The sequence below is a fragment of the Kitasatospora sp. NPDC001664 genome, assembly GCF_053596675.1.
Genome location: NZ_JBSFGS010000012.1, coordinates 1 through 14,572 on the forward strand (window position 1 = coordinate 1; position 14,572 = coordinate 14,572).

15 protein-coding genes are annotated in these 14,572 nt (G+C 72.9%); 8 read left to right on the forward strand and 7 right to left on the reverse strand.

Features of this window, described 5'->3' with window-relative positions; translation table 11 throughout:
• Nucleotides 1-124 precede the first annotated feature (124 nt).
• On the reverse strand, nucleotides 125-1,051 hold the full coding sequence (locus ACWCYY_RS17985; RefSeq protein WP_449796556.1) for a DUF6426 family protein: 927 nt from the start codon (nucleotides 1,049-1,051) through the stop codon (nucleotides 125-127).
• Nucleotides 1,052-1,316: 265 nt separating this feature from the next.
• Nucleotides 1,317-2,024, reverse strand: coding sequence for a lipase/acyltransferase domain-containing protein (locus tag ACWCYY_RS17990; RefSeq protein WP_449796557.1), 708 nt, complete (start codon nucleotides 2,022-2,024; stop codon nucleotides 1,317-1,319).
• Between the two features lie 179 nt (nucleotides 2,025-2,203).
• Between ACWCYY_RS17990 and ACWCYY_RS17995 the strand changes: the two genes are divergently transcribed.
• Complete coding sequence (locus tag ACWCYY_RS17995) at nucleotides 2,204-2,752, forward strand: LURP-one-related/scramblase family protein (RefSeq protein ID WP_449796558.1); 549 nt, start codon at nucleotides 2,204-2,206, stop codon at nucleotides 2,750-2,752.
• Nucleotides 2,753-2,803: 51 nt separating this feature from the next.
• Here the strand turns inward: ACWCYY_RS17995 and ACWCYY_RS18000 are convergent, their stop codons facing one another.
• Entirely contained in the window at nucleotides 2,804-3,058 is a 255-nt protein-coding gene (locus ACWCYY_RS18000) for a LapA family protein (RefSeq protein WP_449796559.1), read from the reverse strand.
• Nucleotides 3,059-3,204: 146 nt separating this feature from the next.
• On the opposite strand from ACWCYY_RS18000, the gene ACWCYY_RS18005 reads away from it, so the two are divergent.
• On the forward strand, nucleotides 3,205-4,284 hold the full coding sequence (locus ACWCYY_RS18005) for a PP2C family protein-serine/threonine phosphatase (protein ID WP_449796560.1): 1,080 nt from the start codon (nucleotides 3,205-3,207) through the stop codon (nucleotides 4,282-4,284).
• Here ACWCYY_RS18005 and ACWCYY_RS18010 read toward each other — a convergent pair whose 3' ends face one another.
• A complete protein-coding gene (locus ACWCYY_RS18010; protein WP_449796561.1) occupies nucleotides 4,285-5,091 on the reverse strand; it encodes a YhjD/YihY/BrkB family envelope integrity protein in 807 nt (268 codons plus the stop codon).
• Nucleotides 5,092-5,195: 104 nt separating this feature from the next.
• Nucleotides 5,196-6,035, reverse strand: coding sequence for an ABC transporter ATP-binding protein (locus tag ACWCYY_RS18015; protein WP_449796562.1), 840 nt, complete (start codon nucleotides 6,033-6,035; stop codon nucleotides 5,196-5,198).
• Between the two features lie 152 nt (nucleotides 6,036-6,187).
• On the opposite strand from ACWCYY_RS18015, the gene ACWCYY_RS18020 reads away from it, so the two are divergent.
• The 5 genes from ACWCYY_RS18020 to fxsT all read left to right on the forward strand — a co-directional run bounded on the left by ACWCYY_RS18020 (nucleotide 6,188) and on the right by fxsT (nucleotide 11,320).
• Entirely contained in the window at nucleotides 6,188-6,610 is a 423-nt protein-coding gene (locus ACWCYY_RS18020; RefSeq protein ID WP_449796563.1) for an SRPBCC family protein, read from the forward strand.
• A 75-nt stretch (nucleotides 6,611-6,685) separates the two neighbouring features.
• On the forward strand, nucleotides 6,686-7,003 hold the full coding sequence (locus ACWCYY_RS18025; RefSeq protein WP_380150037.1) for a type VII secretion target: 318 nt from the start codon (nucleotides 6,686-6,688) through the stop codon (nucleotides 7,001-7,003).
• Nucleotides 7,004-7,008: 5 nt separating this feature from the next.
• Entirely contained in the window at nucleotides 7,009-8,268 is a 1,260-nt protein-coding gene (locus tag ACWCYY_RS18030; protein WP_449796564.1) for an amidase domain-containing protein, read from the forward strand.
• Nucleotides 8,268-8,639 (forward strand): hypothetical protein, encoded by a 372-nt coding sequence (locus ACWCYY_RS18035; RefSeq protein WP_380150035.1) that lies wholly within the window; start codon nucleotides 8,268-8,270, stop codon nucleotides 8,637-8,639. The genes ACWCYY_RS18030 and ACWCYY_RS18035 overlap by 1 nt, the downstream gene beginning before the upstream one ends.
• 290 nt (nucleotides 8,640-8,929) lie before the next feature.
• Nucleotides 8,930-11,320, forward strand: a complete 2,391-nt coding sequence (gene fxsT, locus ACWCYY_RS18040; RefSeq protein WP_449796565.1) for an FxSxx-COOH system tetratricopeptide repeat protein — start codon at nucleotides 8,930-8,932, stop codon at nucleotides 11,318-11,320.
• Between the two features lie 238 nt (nucleotides 11,321-11,558).
• Here the strand turns inward: fxsT and ACWCYY_RS18045 are convergent, their stop codons facing one another.
• On the reverse strand, nucleotides 11,559-12,719 hold the full coding sequence (locus ACWCYY_RS18045) for an FAD-dependent monooxygenase (protein ID WP_449796566.1): 1,161 nt from the start codon (nucleotides 12,717-12,719) through the stop codon (nucleotides 11,559-11,561).
• 74 nt (nucleotides 12,720-12,793) lie between these two features.
• Here ACWCYY_RS18045 and ACWCYY_RS18050 point away from each other — a divergent pair, with 74 nt between their 5' ends.
• On the forward strand, nucleotides 12,794-13,384 hold the full coding sequence (locus ACWCYY_RS18050) for a TetR/AcrR family transcriptional regulator (protein WP_449796567.1): 591 nt from the start codon (nucleotides 12,794-12,796) through the stop codon (nucleotides 13,382-13,384).
• Nucleotides 13,385-13,646: 262 nt separating this feature from the next.
• Here ACWCYY_RS18050 and ACWCYY_RS18055 read toward each other — a convergent pair whose 3' ends face one another.
• Complete coding sequence (locus tag ACWCYY_RS18055) at nucleotides 13,647-14,495, reverse strand: lysozyme (protein ID WP_449796568.1); 849 nt, start codon at nucleotides 14,493-14,495, stop codon at nucleotides 13,647-13,649.
• Between the last annotated feature and the right edge of the window lie 77 nt (nucleotides 14,496-14,572).

Genomic DNA, 14,572 nt, shown 5'->3' on the forward strand with positions numbered 1-14,572 from the left:
GGGGGGGGGGGGGGGGGGGGGGGGGGGGGGGGGGGGGGGGGCGGGGGGGGGGGGGGGTGGGTCGGTGGGGGCGGGGGCGGGGGGGCCCCCCCCCCCCCCCCCGCCGCCGTGGTGGAACGGTCGTTCACTGGCAGGAGGAGAACGACACGTGGCCGGTCGGCTTGGTGACGTTCACGTACTCGACGGTGTAGCCGCCGAGCCACGTCGTGGTGATCTGGTAGGCCACGGTCTCGTACTGCACGTCGAGCGCCCAGCTCTGGCCCGGGCCGAGCGTGATCTCCAGGGTGTGGGTGCGGTTGAGCTGCTTGTTGAGCTCGGCGCCGAGGTTGGCGCTGAGCAGCTCCGAGGCCTTGGCCGTGACGTTCGCGCTGACCTTGTAGTTCACCTGGTAGCTGATGCCATCGGTGATCTTGGTCGAGGCCTGGCTCGGGTTGGTGTAGCAGTTCTGCCGTTCGAACCAGGTCTGGCCCCGGCCGATGATCCATGCGCCGGGCATCGTGCCGCTGCCCGAGCCGCCGGTGCCCCCGGTGCCGTCGGTCCGGAGGTAGTCGGACCCGCCACTGCCCTGGTAGAGGGAGCGGTCGAACTCCTGCCTGGGCGCCGTGATCACGACCGTCGGGATCTCCGGTGAGAACCAGTCACCGATGTTCCCGGTGCTGAGGTCGGTGAAGTCGGGGCCCGGGTCCCAGGTGGTGCCGGCGCCCCCGTCGCTGCCCCAGTCCCCGCCGCCGTCACCCCAGTCGTTCCCGGTGCCGGAGTCCCCGCCACCGGTGTCCCCGCCGCCGCCCCAGTCCCCGCCGGTGTCCCCGCCGGTGTCGCTGCCGCCGTCGTCACCACCGCCGTCGTCACCGCCGTCGTCACCGCCACCGGTGTCGCCGCCCCCGCCGTCGTCCCCACCGCCGCCGGGGTCGGTCGGGTAGTCGGGCTCGCAGTCGGAGTAGTACTGGCTCCAGCAGCTGGCGGCCGCCTCCTGCGGCGCGATCAGTGCGGGGACGGTGGTCAGCACGGTGGTGCCGAGTGCTGCTGCCAGCACGAACTTCCTGAGTTCCATGGTGTTCTTCCCTGGATGAGGTGTCCGGGGCGGTGGGCGGCGCGGTCGGTGCGTGACGGGTCGTCAGCGGCCGCTCCGGGCGGGGAGGAGTCCTGCCCGCGCCGGCTGCCCATCGCCGAGTCGGTCGGGTTGCTCGACGGTGCGGCGGCAACACTGGCAGAGCGGGAAGTCATTAGCCAGTGTGAATTTCAGCCAGATTCCCTCCATCTCCGCTGCCATGGCTGGGAGTGGCCCGATCGTTTCTCCGGTGTCTCCTGATGAGGGGTCAGTCGGTGAGCGAGGCGGCGAGTTGGGCGAGGACGGTGGGGTCGGTCAGCAGGTCGTTGTGCTTGAGGCAGGCGGCCGTGCGGGTGTTGACGGCGCCGGCGAGCTCGGTGCTGGAGGGAGGTGAGATCTGCTCGTCGCAGGAGGACCAGAAGGTGCGGTAACGGACCGGGCCGGGAGTCTCGGGGGCGGCGTTGAGGTGGCCGAGGACGTAGGAGTTCGGGGTCATGTCCTTGCAGCCCTGGTCCCAGAGCGCGCAGAACCAGGCGAGGCCGGTGCCGTGGTTGGGGCCGCCCAGGGAGACCCAGTTCCGCACGGTGCGCCCGCCGTCGCCGAACTTGACGTACCAACGGGTCGGCAGGCTGCCCAGGCTGTGTGCGACCAGGTCGACCTTGGCCGCGCCGGTCTCGCGGAGCACCTGGTCGACGTAGGTGGCGAGCCGGCCGGCCAGCACCTCGTTGGTGGAGGCGGACGTGTCGTACGACCAGGCGAAGATCCGGTCGGCGGGGACGCCGCGGGCGGCGAGCGCGGCGGTCGCGGCGCCCCAGACGCCGGGGCCGGCGTTGCGGCCGTGCACGAGGATCACGGGTGTGACGCCGGCTGCGGCCCCGGCCCCGGCCCGGGCCGGTGCGGTGGCGGTGTCCGCGAGGGCGGGCGCGGAGAGGAGGGTGGCGGCGGTGGCGAGGGCGATCGGGAGCAGGCGGCGCATGGTGGTGTCCTCCGGGGTTCGTGCGGGCGGAGGTTCAGCATGGCCCTGACAGGTCGGTGCGGTCACCACCCCTGTACGGGCGGCGTTCGCTCCAGGGGTCCTTCGAATGCCCGCAAGGCGCGCGGGCCGTTCGGGGCGGCGGTAGGAAGGGAGCGGATCGCCGAGGAGAGGATCGTGGGATGTTCGAGGACCGTCGGGCCCGGCGCCAGGCCAACCACGCGTTCGACGCGGGGGAGGGCGTCACCCGCTACCGGATGCAGCAGAAGATGTTCTCGATCGGGGACGACTACTGGATCGACGACGAGGCGGGGGAGCACGCCTACAAGGTGAACGGGAAGGCGCTGCGGTTGCGCCACACCTACGCGATCGAGGAGCCGGACGGGCGGCGGGTGGCGAAGGTGCAGAGCCGGCCGCTGCGGATCAAGGACTCGATGGAGATCGAGGACGCGGACGGGAAGCGGATCGCCTTGGTGAAGAAGGCCCTGATCAGTCCGCTGAGGGAGCGTTGGACGATCAAGCAGGAGGACGGCGGCGAGCTCTCCGTGCAGGGCAACATCGTCGACCACGAGTACACGATCGAGCAGGACGGCATCAAGGTGGCCGAGGTCTCGAAGAAGTGGTTCCGGATGCGGGACACCTACGGCCTCGACGTCTCCGACGCGGTGGACAAGGCCACCATCGTGGCCGCCGCGATCGCGATCGACTCCATGGCGCACCCCGCGAAGTGACGCGGCCTCAGGCCGGCGCCGGGCCGGGCTCCGACCGGGGTGGGCCCGGCGTCAGCGCTTGGCGCGGCGCCGGGCGGCCATCCAGCCGATCGCGGCGCCGACGAGCAGGGTGGCCGCCAGCACCAGCCAGAGCGGGAGGGTGACGGTCGGGATCCAGAGCCTGATCCGGACCGAGGCGGTGTTGACGCCGATGAACCAGATCGCCAGGGCCGCGAGGAGGACGATCCCGAGGGTCCGCAGCCGGAAGGACCGGCCGCGCACGGTGACGGTCGAGGGGCGCTCGGACGTGGTGGTCTTCTCTTCCATGCGGCCCAGTATGAGCAGGTGCCCCGACTTCCGCCGTTTCAGCCGTTAGTTCTGCTTTATTCATCCTTTGCCTGCTCTTTGCCTGTTTTGATAGGATTCGCGGCACGTGCCCGGGGGGAGCGTCCCCCGACAGGCAGGTGAGAGCAGTGACCACGACCGTGCGCCGCCGACTGGTGGCCGCCTATCCCTTCGCGGTGCTGACCGTCGTGGTCGGCACCGACGTCCTGGTGGGCGAGGAGCTGACCCTGCTGGCCGCCTACTCCGTCGCGCCCGCCGTGGCCGCCGCCAACGAGCGGGTCAGGCGGGTGGTGTGGACGGGGGCGGTGGCGCTGTCCGTCTGTCTGGTCGTCGCCGTGTCCGCGGGCACCGCGCACAGCTTCCGGGCCTGGGTCGCCTACTCGACCATCGTCGGGGTCACGGCCGCGGCCGCCTACGCGGCCGTCCTGCGGCACCGGACCGAACGGGCCCGGGACGAGGCACGCAGGGCGCTGGACGCACTGGCCCCGGTGGTGCGGGTCGCCCGACAGGTGGTCTTCGAGCCGGTGCCGGCCAGCGTCGGACCGGTGGCGGTGGCCGCCTCCTGCACCTGCGCCGGGCACACCACGCCGATCGGCGGCGACCTGTACGGCGTGGCCGCCGTGCCGGGCGGGGTGCGGATGGTGATCGGGGACGTCCAGGGCAAGGGGCTGGAGGCCGCCGGGACCGCGACCAGGGTGCTCGGCGCGTTCCGGGAGGCCGCCCCGTACGTGGAGAGCCTGGACCGGATCGGTGAGCGGATGGAGCGCGCGCTGCGGCGGGGCCGCGACTCGGACCGCTTCGTGACGCTCGTGCTCGTCGAGTACACCGAGGACGGCGTGCTGAGCGTGCTGAACTTCGGTCACCTCCCGCCCCTGGTACGGGCGGTGGACGGCCGCACCGCCTTCGTGGAGCCGACGGTGCCCGGCCTGCCGCTCGGTCTGGGGGACCTGCTCGGCGAGGGCCCCGGCCGGAGCCGCCTGCGGTTGGCCGACGGGGACCGCGTGCTGCTCTACACCGACGGGATCGTCGAGGCGCGCGACCGCGCCGGGCGGTTCTTCCCGCTCGTCGACCACGCCCACCTGCTGGACGCACCGCTCCTTGCTGACGCCCTGTCGGACCTGCGGGCCGCAGTGGAGCTGCACGCCAGCGCGCCGCGCGAGGACGACGCGGCGCTGGTGCTGTTCGGGCCCTCGGCGCGCGCCTACTGATCAGCCGGGGGCGCTGTCGGGGGTGGTGTCGAGGTCGGTGTCCGGGTGGCGGGTGTGGTGCAGCGTCCGGCCGGCCAGGGCGCCGCCGTAGACGGTGTAGCCGACGCCGATCAGCCAGGACTGGACGACCAGGACGGTGCCGACCACTCCGTAGGAGATGGCGCTGTCGACCACCAGCGGGGCGAAGACCAGCCGGGAGAAGACGCGTAGACCGGTCAGGGCGACCACGGTGCACAGGGCACCCGGGAACAGGGTGCGCCAGGGGACCCGGGAGTTGAGCAGGAAGTGCTGCAGCCACCAGAAGAGCAGGACCCCCGCCACGATGGTGGTGGACCAGCGGAGCGCGGCCCGGGCGGCGGTGTCGTGCCAGGGCACGCCGCTCCAGGCCGCGGCCAGGATGTAGCCGATCAGGCCGGCCAGCGCGACGGTCTGGCGCCAGACGTTGTGCCAGGCGCCGGCCGGGAGGCCCCAGATGCGTTCGTAGGCGTTCTGGACCGCCGACATCAGACCGATGCCGAAGACCGCCAGAGCGGTCAGGCCGAGGGCGGTGGTGGTGCTGAGCACCTGGCGGGGCGAGGCGAACAGCTCGCTCACCCGGTCGGCCGAGCGGCCGGAGAGGCCGAGGCCGTCGATCAGCCAGTCGGCGATGCCGCTGCCCTGGGTGGGGGAGGCAGCGGCGATCACGATGAGGAGGGGGACGAGGGTGACGAAGCAGAGCGCGGCGAAGGCCATGGCCCGGTGGAGCAGCTCGATCTCACGGCCGCGCGCCCACAGTTCGGCGGCGGCCCGGCGCGCTGCGCGCCTCACCGGTGAGGGTGCGGTTGCCGGGGGACGGACATGGATGCCTCCGTTCGGGCCTCCTCGCGTGTACCCGGCGCGGGAACCCGTGTACCAGGAGCCATCCGTTCGGGTCAGCCGCCGCTGCGACCCGAACGGGCGTACCAGCGGCCCTCGTCGTGGGTGACCTGGACCGGGCGGCCGAAGCAGGCGCTGAGGTGCTCGGCGGTCAGGGTGGTGGCGACCGGGCCCGAGGCCAGCACCCGGCCGTCGCGGAGCAGCAGCGCGTGGGTGGTGTTCGGCGGGAGCTCCTCGAGGTGGTGGGTGACGGTGATGGTGGTGAGGCCGGGCTGACGGTCCGCCAACAGGTGCAGCGCGTCGATCAGGTCCTCGCGGGAGGGCAGGTCGAGGGCGTTGAACGGCTCGTCGAGCAGCAGGAGGGAAGGGTCGGCCATCAGGGCCCGGCTGATCAGGACGCGGGCGCGCTGACCGCTGGAGCAGTCCCCGAAGCGGCGCTCGGCCAGCTCCTTCAGCCCGAGCTCGGTCAGCAGCCGGTGGGCCCGCTCGCGGGTCGCCGCGTCGTACGCCTGCCAGACCGGCTGCACCGTGCCGGTGGCCCCGGTCAGCACCACGGTGTGCGCGGTGGTGTCCTGCGGGACGCTCTGAGCGCTCGACACCAGGCCGATCCGGGCCCGGAGTTGGCGCAGGTCGACCTTGCCGAAGCGCTCGCCCAGCACCTCGACCGAGCCGGAGGTGGGGAAGGTGACCGCGCCGACGATCTTCAGCAGGGTGGTCTTGCCGGCCCCGTTGGCGCCGAGCAGTGCCCAGTGCTGGCCGGTCCGCACGGTCCAGTCGACCCGGTCGAGGATGACCTCCTGGCCGGAGGTGGGGCGGTGCAGCGAGACCTCGGAGAGGGAGAGGACGGCGGGCTGCGGCGGTTCGGTGGGCCGGGGCGACTGGGGCGCGGTGGTCATCCCGGCACGATAGCGGCCGACGGTCCGTCAGGCGGTGGTGCGTCTGCGGACCGAGACGGCGGCGGGCTTCTCGGGGCAGGGTCGGTGTGGGCCGGCGGATCGGGGGCAGGCGGAGCCGGACGGAACCGTTGTCGAACGCAGAGGAGTGTCCCGTGTCGCACATAGCGGAGTCGGTGGAGGTCGAAGCGCCGGTGACGGCCACGTACGAACGGTGGCTGGCGAGCCCCGGCTACCCGCGCTTCCTGCACGGGGTCGAGGCGGTCCGGCTGTCGGGCTCGGCCCTGCAGTGGGTCACCGAGGTCAACGGCGAGCAGCGGGAGTCCGAGGCGACGGTCACCGAACTGATCCCCGGCGAACGGATCGCCTGGCAGCCGTCCCACGGCACCGACGCCGCCGGGGTGGTCACCTTCCACGCCCTGGACGCCGGCCGGACCAGGGTGATGCTCCAACTCGACCACACCCCGCACGGCGTCCTGGACAGCGTCACCGACTGGCTCGGCTTCACCGCCCACGACGCCCAGCGCTGCCTCCAGTCCTTCAAGACCACCGTGGAGCAGGACACCCAGGGCTCCTGACGCACCGTCGGACGGCCCCGCTAGGGTGGCTCCGGCTACGACCGGTGTCGAGACGGGGAACGGACGGGGGTCCGGATGCAGGACATAGGCATCTCCACTGACGGGGTGCGCAGGGCGGGGACGAGCATGGGGGAGTTGAGCGGGCAGACCAGGAGCCGGCTCTCCGGTGCGCTGGACTCCAGCGAGACCGCGGGCTCCGCGGACCCCGGCTGGTCCTCGGCGGCCACGCTGCGGGAGTGCGCCGCGGACTGGGAGCGTCACATGGTGGTGCTAGCCGACCGTCTGCAGCGGCTCTCGGAGCAGCTGCACAGCTCGGCCGACGGCTACGACGCCGCCGACGCCGAGGCGGAGGCCCGGATGCGGGCCGCGATGACCGAGCTCGGACGGGCGTGAGCGGCATGATCACCTTCTCGGACCTCAAGAACGCCCATCCGAGCCTGTGGCAGGCCGCCGCCGAGGACTGGCTCTCGCTCTCCAAGCACGCGCTGCAGGCGGCCGAGGACATCCGGGCCAACGGCTCCCGCCCGCTGGAGGAGAACTGGACGGACGCCGTCGGCCGGGAGGCCGCCGGCGATCTGAAGGACGTCGCCGACCGGCTGGAGGCCGGCGCCGACGTCATGCGCGGCATCACCATGGTGCTGGACGGGCTCGCCTCGTCGATGGAGTACGCCCGGCGCACCCTGCACCACGCCCTCGAACTCGCCGACGCCCACGGCATCACGGTGGACGAGAACGGCAACGCCTCCACCCAGGGCGACGGCGTCACCAGCCAGAAGCTCACCGACCTCAACGACGTCTCCGACCTCATCAAGGAGGCGCTGCGCCAGGCCCGCGAGGCCGATGCGCTCGCCGAGCCGGAGCTGCGCGCGCTGATGGGCATGACCTACGAGTCCGACCCGGCCAAGGCGCTGGACGAGGCCCAGACCGCCGCCTCGCACACCCAGATGAACATCCTCTCGGCCGCCATCCCCGACGGCCGCGACCCGCAGGTCGTCCGGGACTGGTGGGCCGGGCTCTCGGTCCAGGAGCAGCGCGAGCTGATGCGCGCCGAACCGGTGCGGATCGCCAACCTGGACGGCATCCCGGAGAGCGTGAAGCTCGACCTGCGGGGGCGGGACGGCAAGTACGACCGGGTCAAGCAGGTGCAGTGGGCGCTGGAGCACTGGGACGACACCTCGATCGACAAGCTCGACAACAACTGCACCAACTTCGCCTCCGAGTCGCTCAGGCAGGGCGGCCTGCGGGAGAAGCCGGACAGCGGCTGGGGCCCGGGCTGGTCCGACGACAGCTGGGGGCGCGACGACGACGCCGACTCCGGGTGGTGGGACGAGCGGATGGACTACTCCAAGAGCTGGGGCGCCGCCGAGAACCTGCAGAACTTCATGCTGCAGAACGGCGGTCACGAGGTCCCGGTCTCGGAGGCCATGCCCGGTGACCTGATCTTCTACGAGCAGGCCGGCGACAACGAGCACATCGAGAAGGGCAACACCCACCACGCAGCCGTGGTCACCGCCGTCACCCCCGACGGCGACGTCAAGTACACCCAGCACACCACCTCCCGGCAGAACGTCAGCCTGGAGGGCCGCCTGCCCGCCACCGAGAAGTCCGAGGGCGAGCAGCGCGTGCGGGTGGTCCGAGTCTCCCCGAGCTGGTACTGATGACGGCCCGTCGGGCTCCGTCGGGGGCCGGTGTGTTCGCCGTGGTGGCGGCGGTGCTCGGTGCGCTCTGCGCGTGGTGGTTCGAGGTGGCGTACGAGGAGCGGCACCGGGCGGTGCTGGCGAGCTGCCTGGACCTGCCCGCCAACTCCGGTATGCGGGTGGGGGCTTGGGGGGTGCTCGGGTTCGGGCTGCTCGCCGTGCTGGTGCCGCTCGCCCTGCGGCTGGCTGGCCGGGCCAGGTACGGCGTCCTCGCGGTGGTCGCCCTGGTGGCGGGGGTGGTGCTGGTCGGGACGGGGGCCCTCATGGTGTCCGACACCTTCGACCTGGGGACCGGGCGGCGGCTCTGCTCCGGTGCGGCGCCGCTGCGCTGAGCCTACGTCAGGGCAGTGTCGCAGCCTGCCGACCGAGGCGACGGTCACCGAACTGATCCCGGGCGAACGGATCGCCCTGGCAGCCGTCCCACGGCACCGACGCCGCCGGGATGGTCACCTTCCACGCCCTGGACGCCGGCCGGACCAGGGTGATGCTCCAATCGTGTACTGACTCGGGGCGTCGCGTGGGCGGCGGCGTGTGTGTAACGGGTTGGTCGTTCGGTCGGCCCCGGGGTGGTGCGGTGGGTACCGTCCGAGGCGGTGCTGTCAGCGGGTGGGGAGAGGCCTTCGTGAGGGACGTCGATGAGGGCGGGGGTGATCCCTCGGTCGTCGCGAGCGGCCACGCCTCGGTGGCGGCGGGCGACATTCACGCACCGGTGACGGTCCACACCAACTACGTCGTCCACGCGGCCCCGCCCATGCCGGCGAGGTGGCCGCATCAGGTCGGCCGGATCCCGCTGCGGGCGGGCTCGTTCCAGGAGCGGGCGGAGGCGGTGCGGCTGGCCGGGGTGTTGGAGGGCGGCGGGACCGCGGTGGTCGGTCCGGCCGGCGGGGTGCGGGCGGGTGGTGTGCTGACCGGGTTGGGTGGTGTCGGCAAGACGCAGCTGGCCGCGGACTACGCCCGCTCGGCCTGGAGCGGCGGTGAGCTGGACGTGTTGGTGTGGATCACCGCGGCCAGCGCCGAGGCGGTCGCGGCCGGATTCGCGCAGGCCGGCACCGAGGTGCTCGGTGCGGAGCGGGAGGGTGCGGCGGAGGCGTTCCTGGCGTGGCTGGAACCCAAGGCCGAGGAGCGGCCGTGCCGTTGGCTCGTCGTGCTCGACGACGTCGGCGATCCGGACGACCTGCGGGGCGGGTGGCCGCCGCAGAGCCCGCACGGCCGGACCCTGGTGACGACCCGTCGGAGGGACGCCGCACTGTCGGGTGGCGGGCGGCGCCTGGTCGAGGTCGGCGTCTTCACCGCCGACGAGGCCCTCGCCTACCTGACCGAGGCCCTCGCCGCCCGCGACCGGCACGAACCCGAAGGCGAACTGCGCGCCCTGGCGGCGGACCTCGGGCACCTGCCGCTCGCGCTGTCGCAGGCCGCCGCCTACCTGATCGACGCCGGCATCTCCGTCACCGACTACCGGGCCCTGCTCGCCGACCGCACCCGCCCCCTGGCCGACACCGCCCTGGCGGTGCTGCCCGACGACCAGACCCACGCCGTCTCCGCCGCCTGGGCCCTGTCCATCGAGCGCGCCGACGCCCTGCACCCTGTGGGGCTGGCGGCCCCGATGCTGGGGCTTGCCGCGTTCCTTGATGCCAATGGCATCCCTGAGACCGTCCTCACCGGTACCCCCGCCCGTGCCCACCTCGCGCCCACCCGCGCCCTCCCCGCCCCGAAGCGGTCGCGCCGCTGGTGGGCCCGCCTCATGCGAAGTACCGCCGCCACCACGGCTACCGAGCCCGTCTCCGCCGTCACGGAAGCCGATGCCGTCGCGGCCCTGCGGGTGCTGCACCGGCTGGGCCTCATCACCCACGACCCCGAGACCCCTCACCAAGCCGTGCGGGTCCACCAGCTCCTCCAACGCGCCGTCCGCGACACCCTCGACCCGATCCCCCACGCCAGCGCAGCAGCTGACGCCCTGCTCGCCGTCTGGCCCGACATCGAGACCGACATCGCACTGGCCCAGGCCCTACGGGCCAACACCACCGCCCTCAGCGGCCACGCCCTCGACCTCCTGCACCGGCCGGTCGCCCACCCGGTGCTGTCCAAGGCCGGAAACAGCCTCGGTTTCAGCGGTCAGGCCGCCGCCGCTCGCGACCACTTCCAGCACCTGGTCGAATCCGCCACCAACCATCTCGGCCCCGACCACCCCGATACCTTCGACGCTCGGAGCGACCTGGCCTACTGGCAGTGGCAGGCACGGGATTTGGTGGGGGCTGTGGCCGCGTACGAGGAACTGCTCGCTGACCAGCTCAGGGTGCTTGGTCCCGACCACCCCGACACCCTCAATACCCGTGGCAGCCTCGCGTTGTCGCGGGGGGCTGCCGGGGATGTGGTGGGGGCTGTGGCTGCACATGAGGAACTGCTCGCCGACCAGCTTCGGGTGCACGGCCCGGACCACCCCTACACCCGCATTGCCCTGCTCAACCTCGCCACCGGAAGGGCACAGGCACGGGATGTGGCAGGGGCTGTGGCCGCGTACGGGGAACTGCTCGCCGATCAGCTCAGGGTGCTGGGTCCCGACCACCCCGACACCCTCAATACCCGTGGCATCTTCCTCTTCTGGCGGGCACAGGACGGGGATGCGGCAGGGGCCGTGACGGCGTACGAGGAACTGCTCGCCGATCAGCTCAGGGTGCTTGGTCCCGACCACCCCGACACCCTCGACACCCGAAACGTCCTGGCCTTCTGGCGGGGATGGGCCGGGGATGCGGCAGGGGCCGCAGCCGCGTTCGAAGAACTGCGCGCCGATCAGCTCAGGGTGCTTGGCCCCGATCATCCCGACACCCTTGACAGCCGAGATGGCCTGGCTATGTGGCGGGGACGGGCCGGGGATGTGGAGGGGGCCGTGACGGCGTACGAGGAACTGCTCGCCGATCAGCTCAGGGTGCTGGGGCCCGACCACCCCGACACCCTCTACACCCGAAACGAGCTCGCCGCGTGGCGGGAGGAGCTGGAGGACACCGACGACGAGTGATCACGCACGTCGCAGGCATGCGAGGCGCATCGAGCGCGGCAGCCAGGCGATCACTGCGCCGGTCGGCGGCGTGCTCCTGGCGGTCCGAGCCCGCTGAGGCCTCGACGGAGCGGGGTGTGACGGGACGTCACGATGGTTGCTCCGCACGAGGGAGGGTCTCCGGTGTGCCCGGCGGGCCTACGGGGGCACCGCGCCCGGGTGGGAGTGCGGCCGGGCGCGCCCGCGATCGGACGGGTGGTCAGGCGGTCGGGGGCTGCCAGGCGTAGAGCTCGTCCATCGCGCGGAGCGCGAGCGACGGGGGAGCGGTGCGGAGGGCGAGGTCGCGGAGGGCCGTGGCCAGGGGGTTGGTGAGCGCGGCGAGCTGCCCGGCCCGGCGGGAGCGGCGGCTGATGGCGGTGGTGCGGTCGAGTCGGGCGGTGGAGTAGGCGGCGAGGGCGCGAGGGGTGTCGGGGGTGGTGTCGAGCAGGTGGGCCAGGACGACGGCGTCCTCGATCGCCTGGCAGCCGCCCTGGCCGAGGTTGGGCGTCATGGCGTGGGCAGCGTCGCCGAGCAGGGCCACCCGGCCGTGGTGGAACTGCGGTAGTGGGACGGCGAGTTCGTCGAGGTCGTGGTGGAGGACGGCGGCCGGGTCGATCCGGCCGAGGCGTTCGAGCAGGGTCGGAATCGGGTCGTGCCAGGCGCCGAAGCGCCGGAGCAGTTCGGCGCGGTGGTCGGTGGGGCGTGTGCCGGGCCGGCTCCTGGCGGTGGCGTAGAGGTAGATCCGGCCGTCGGCGAGCGGGACGATGCCGAAGCGTTCGCCGCGGCCCCAGGTCTCGGACGCCTGGCGGATGTCGAGACCGTCGCCGGGGACGACGGCGCGCCAGCCCGCTTCCCCCGCGTGGCGGGGGCCGGGGTGGGCGGGGAAGAGCTGCCGGCGCAGCGCGCTGCGGATGCCGTCGGCGGCGATCACCACGTCGGCGCGCAGGTCGCCGGTGGTGGTGTGGAGGACGGGGGTGTCCCCGTCCTGGGTGGTGCCGGTGGCCGCGGTGCCGGTGCGGATGGCGTCGGAGGGGAGGGCCGACGTGAGGGTCTCGACCAGGAAGCCGCGGTGGACGGCGCGGGCGGGCAGCCCGTACCGCTCGGTGAGGGAGCCGGTGTCGGAGCGGGTGAGCCAGCGACCGTCCGGGCGGCGGAGCCCGGCGGTGCCGGAGAGGGGCTGTCCGGTGGCCATGGCGGGGCCGAGGTCGAGGGTGGCGAGGGCGCGCAGGGCGTTCGGGGCGAGCACGATCCCGGCGCCGACGGCGGAGACGGCGGTGGCCCGTTCGCAGACCGTGACCCGCCAGCCGCGCCGGTGCAGTGCCACCGCCGCGGTGAGTCCTCCGATGCCCGCTCCCGCGATCAGGGCGTGACGATCCGTCATGTCGGGTGCCTCCTCCCGGCCTCTACAGGTGTAGAGGCTTCTGGGTGGACACTCTACAGCTGTAGAGTGTTCACATGTCCACCCCCGATCGCCGGACCCTGATCGCCGACGCCGCCATCGCCACCGTCGCCTCGCTCGGCCTGCGCGGGCTGACCCACCGCGCGGTGGACCTCGAAGCCGGGCTGTCGGCGGGCAGTACCTCGTACTACTTCCGCACCCGGGAGGCGCTGATCGGCGCCTGCTACCGGCGGCTGGCCGAGCTGGACCTCGCCGAACTCGATTCCGGGGGAAGCGAGTTGGGCGGAGTTTCGGATGTGGACGCGGTGGCCGAGGGGCTGGCCGCGCTGCTGCACCACTGGCTGACGGGTGCCCGCGAGCGGCAGCTGGTCCGCTTCGAACTCAGCCTGGAGGCTGCCCGCCGACCGGAGCTGCGGGCCGAGTTGGAACAGGCGGGCAGTGCGGCGAGGGCCCGGGCAGTGGTGCTGCTCCGTGCGCTGGGCGCCGTCCACCCGGAGTCGGCGGCCGACCTGATGGTCTCCTGGACTGACGGCCTGCTCTACGACCGCCTCGCCGGAGCCACCGCCCGCACCCGCCCGGCGCCGGATCGCGCCGAACTCGCCGGGGTGGTACGGAAGATGCTGCGGGCCGTGCTCGACGAGGCCTGAGGCGAGGGGCCGGTCAGCCGGCGGCGCGCGGTCCGCCCACCGGTGTCGTGGCCCGCTTCCGGTGGGTGCCCGGTGGTGATCCGTAGTGGCTCTCGAAGGCCTTGGCGAAGGCGAACTCGGACCGGGCCGACGGGCATGAGCGGGCGACGTGGTTGGCGTCCAAGGTCGGTGCGCGGATCGTCGGGCAGCCGCAGTTCGGCTGGTAGGGCTTGAGCGGAGCCGGCCCGGGAGGCGGGGGTGCCTCCCGGGCCGGGGTGGGGGGTCAGCCCTTGGCGAGGGCTTGGAGGCGGTCGTAGGCGCCGTTGAAGTAGTTCTGGTCGCCGGGGAGGGGGCCGGAGTCGGCGAACTGCCAGATGGTCTGGTAGGTCCAGCCGGCCGGGAGGGTGCCCGGGGTGGAGGCGTAGCGGGCGAGCCAGAGGGGGTTGGTGGTGGCGAAGGAGGCGTTGTTGCCGGTGCACTGCTGCCACCAGTTGGTGGTGGTGTAGATGGCGGGGTAGCGGCCGGTGCGGGAGCGGACGGTGTCGGAGAAGGAGCGGATCCAGCTGACCATGGCGCTCTGGGAGAGGCCGTAGCAGGTGGCGCCGTAGGGGTTGTACTCGATGTCGAGGGCGGGCGGGAGGGTCTTGCCGTCGGCCGACCAGCCACCGCCGTGGTTGACGAACCAGGTGGCCTGGGTGGCGCCGCTGGAGTTGTTCGGCAGGGCGAAGTGGTAGGCGCCGCGGATCAGGCCGGCGTTGTAGGAGCCGTTGTACTGCTGGGCGAAGTACGGGTTGGTGTAGCTGGTGCCCTCGGTGGCCTTGACGTAGGAGAAGCGGGCGCCGTTGGCCTTGGCGGTGGACCAGTTGACGTTCCCCTGCCAGCTGGAGACGTCGTTGCCGAGGGTCTGGGTGACGGCCAGGGAGGCGAGCGGGGCGGCGGCCGATCTGCCCTCGTGGGCGGCCACGGTGGAGCCGGCGAAGTCGCGCTCGGGGTGGGAGGGGTGGGAGGGGGAGGGGGCGGCCTGCGCGAGGGTGGCCGTGCCGAGGAGGAGGGCGCCGGTGGTGGCGGCCGCGAGGGCGGCGCGCAGCAGGGAGCCGGCGGGGGTGCGGAGTACGGGTGCACGGTGGGGCATGGGCACTCCTGGGAGACGGGCGAGCGAGGGGGCTCGCCGGGCGCGGACGAGAGTAGTCATGCACGGGACAGCGGCGC

What these genes read in the sequence shown, in the direction of transcription:
- ACWCYY_RS18030 (WP_449796564.1), top strand. Translation starts at nt 7,009, where the DNA reads ATGATCACCTTCTCGGACCTCAAGAACGCCCATCCGAGCCTGTGGCAG.
- ACWCYY_RS17990 (WP_449796557.1), bottom strand. Translation starts at nt 2,024, where the DNA reads ATGCGCCGCCTGCTCCCGATCGCCCTCGCCACCGCCGCCACCCTCCTC.
- ACWCYY_RS18050 (WP_449796567.1), top strand. Translation starts at nt 12,794, where the DNA reads ATGTCCACCCCCGATCGCCGGACCCTGATCGCCGACGCCGCCATCGCC.
- ACWCYY_RS17995 (WP_449796558.1), top strand. Translation starts at nt 2,204, where the DNA reads ATGTTCGAGGACCGTCGGGCCCGGCGCCAGGCCAACCACGCGTTCGAC.
- ACWCYY_RS18055 (WP_449796568.1), bottom strand. Translation starts at nt 14,495, where the DNA reads ATGCCCCACCGTGCACCCGTACTCCGCACCCCCGCCGGCTCCCTGCTG.
- ACWCYY_RS18025 (WP_380150037.1), top strand. Translation starts at nt 6,686, where the DNA reads ATGCAGGACATAGGCATCTCCACTGACGGGGTGCGCAGGGCGGGGACG.
- ACWCYY_RS18045 (WP_449796566.1), bottom strand. Translation starts at nt 12,719, where the DNA reads ATGACGGATCGTCACGCCCTGATCGCGGGAGCGGGCATCGGAGGACTC.
- ACWCYY_RS17985 (WP_449796556.1), bottom strand. Translation starts at nt 1,051, where the DNA reads ATGGAACTCAGGAAGTTCGTGCTGGCAGCAGCACTCGGCACCACCGTG.
- ACWCYY_RS18000 (WP_449796559.1), bottom strand. Translation starts at nt 3,058, where the DNA reads ATGGAAGAGAAGACCACCACGTCCGAGCGCCCCTCGACCGTCACCGTG.
- ACWCYY_RS18035 (WP_380150035.1), top strand. Translation starts at nt 8,268, where the DNA reads ATGACGGCCCGTCGGGCTCCGTCGGGGGCCGGTGTGTTCGCCGTGGTG.
- ACWCYY_RS18015 (WP_449796562.1), bottom strand. Translation starts at nt 6,035, where the DNA reads ATGACCACCGCGCCCCAGTCGCCCCGGCCCACCGAACCGCCGCAGCCC.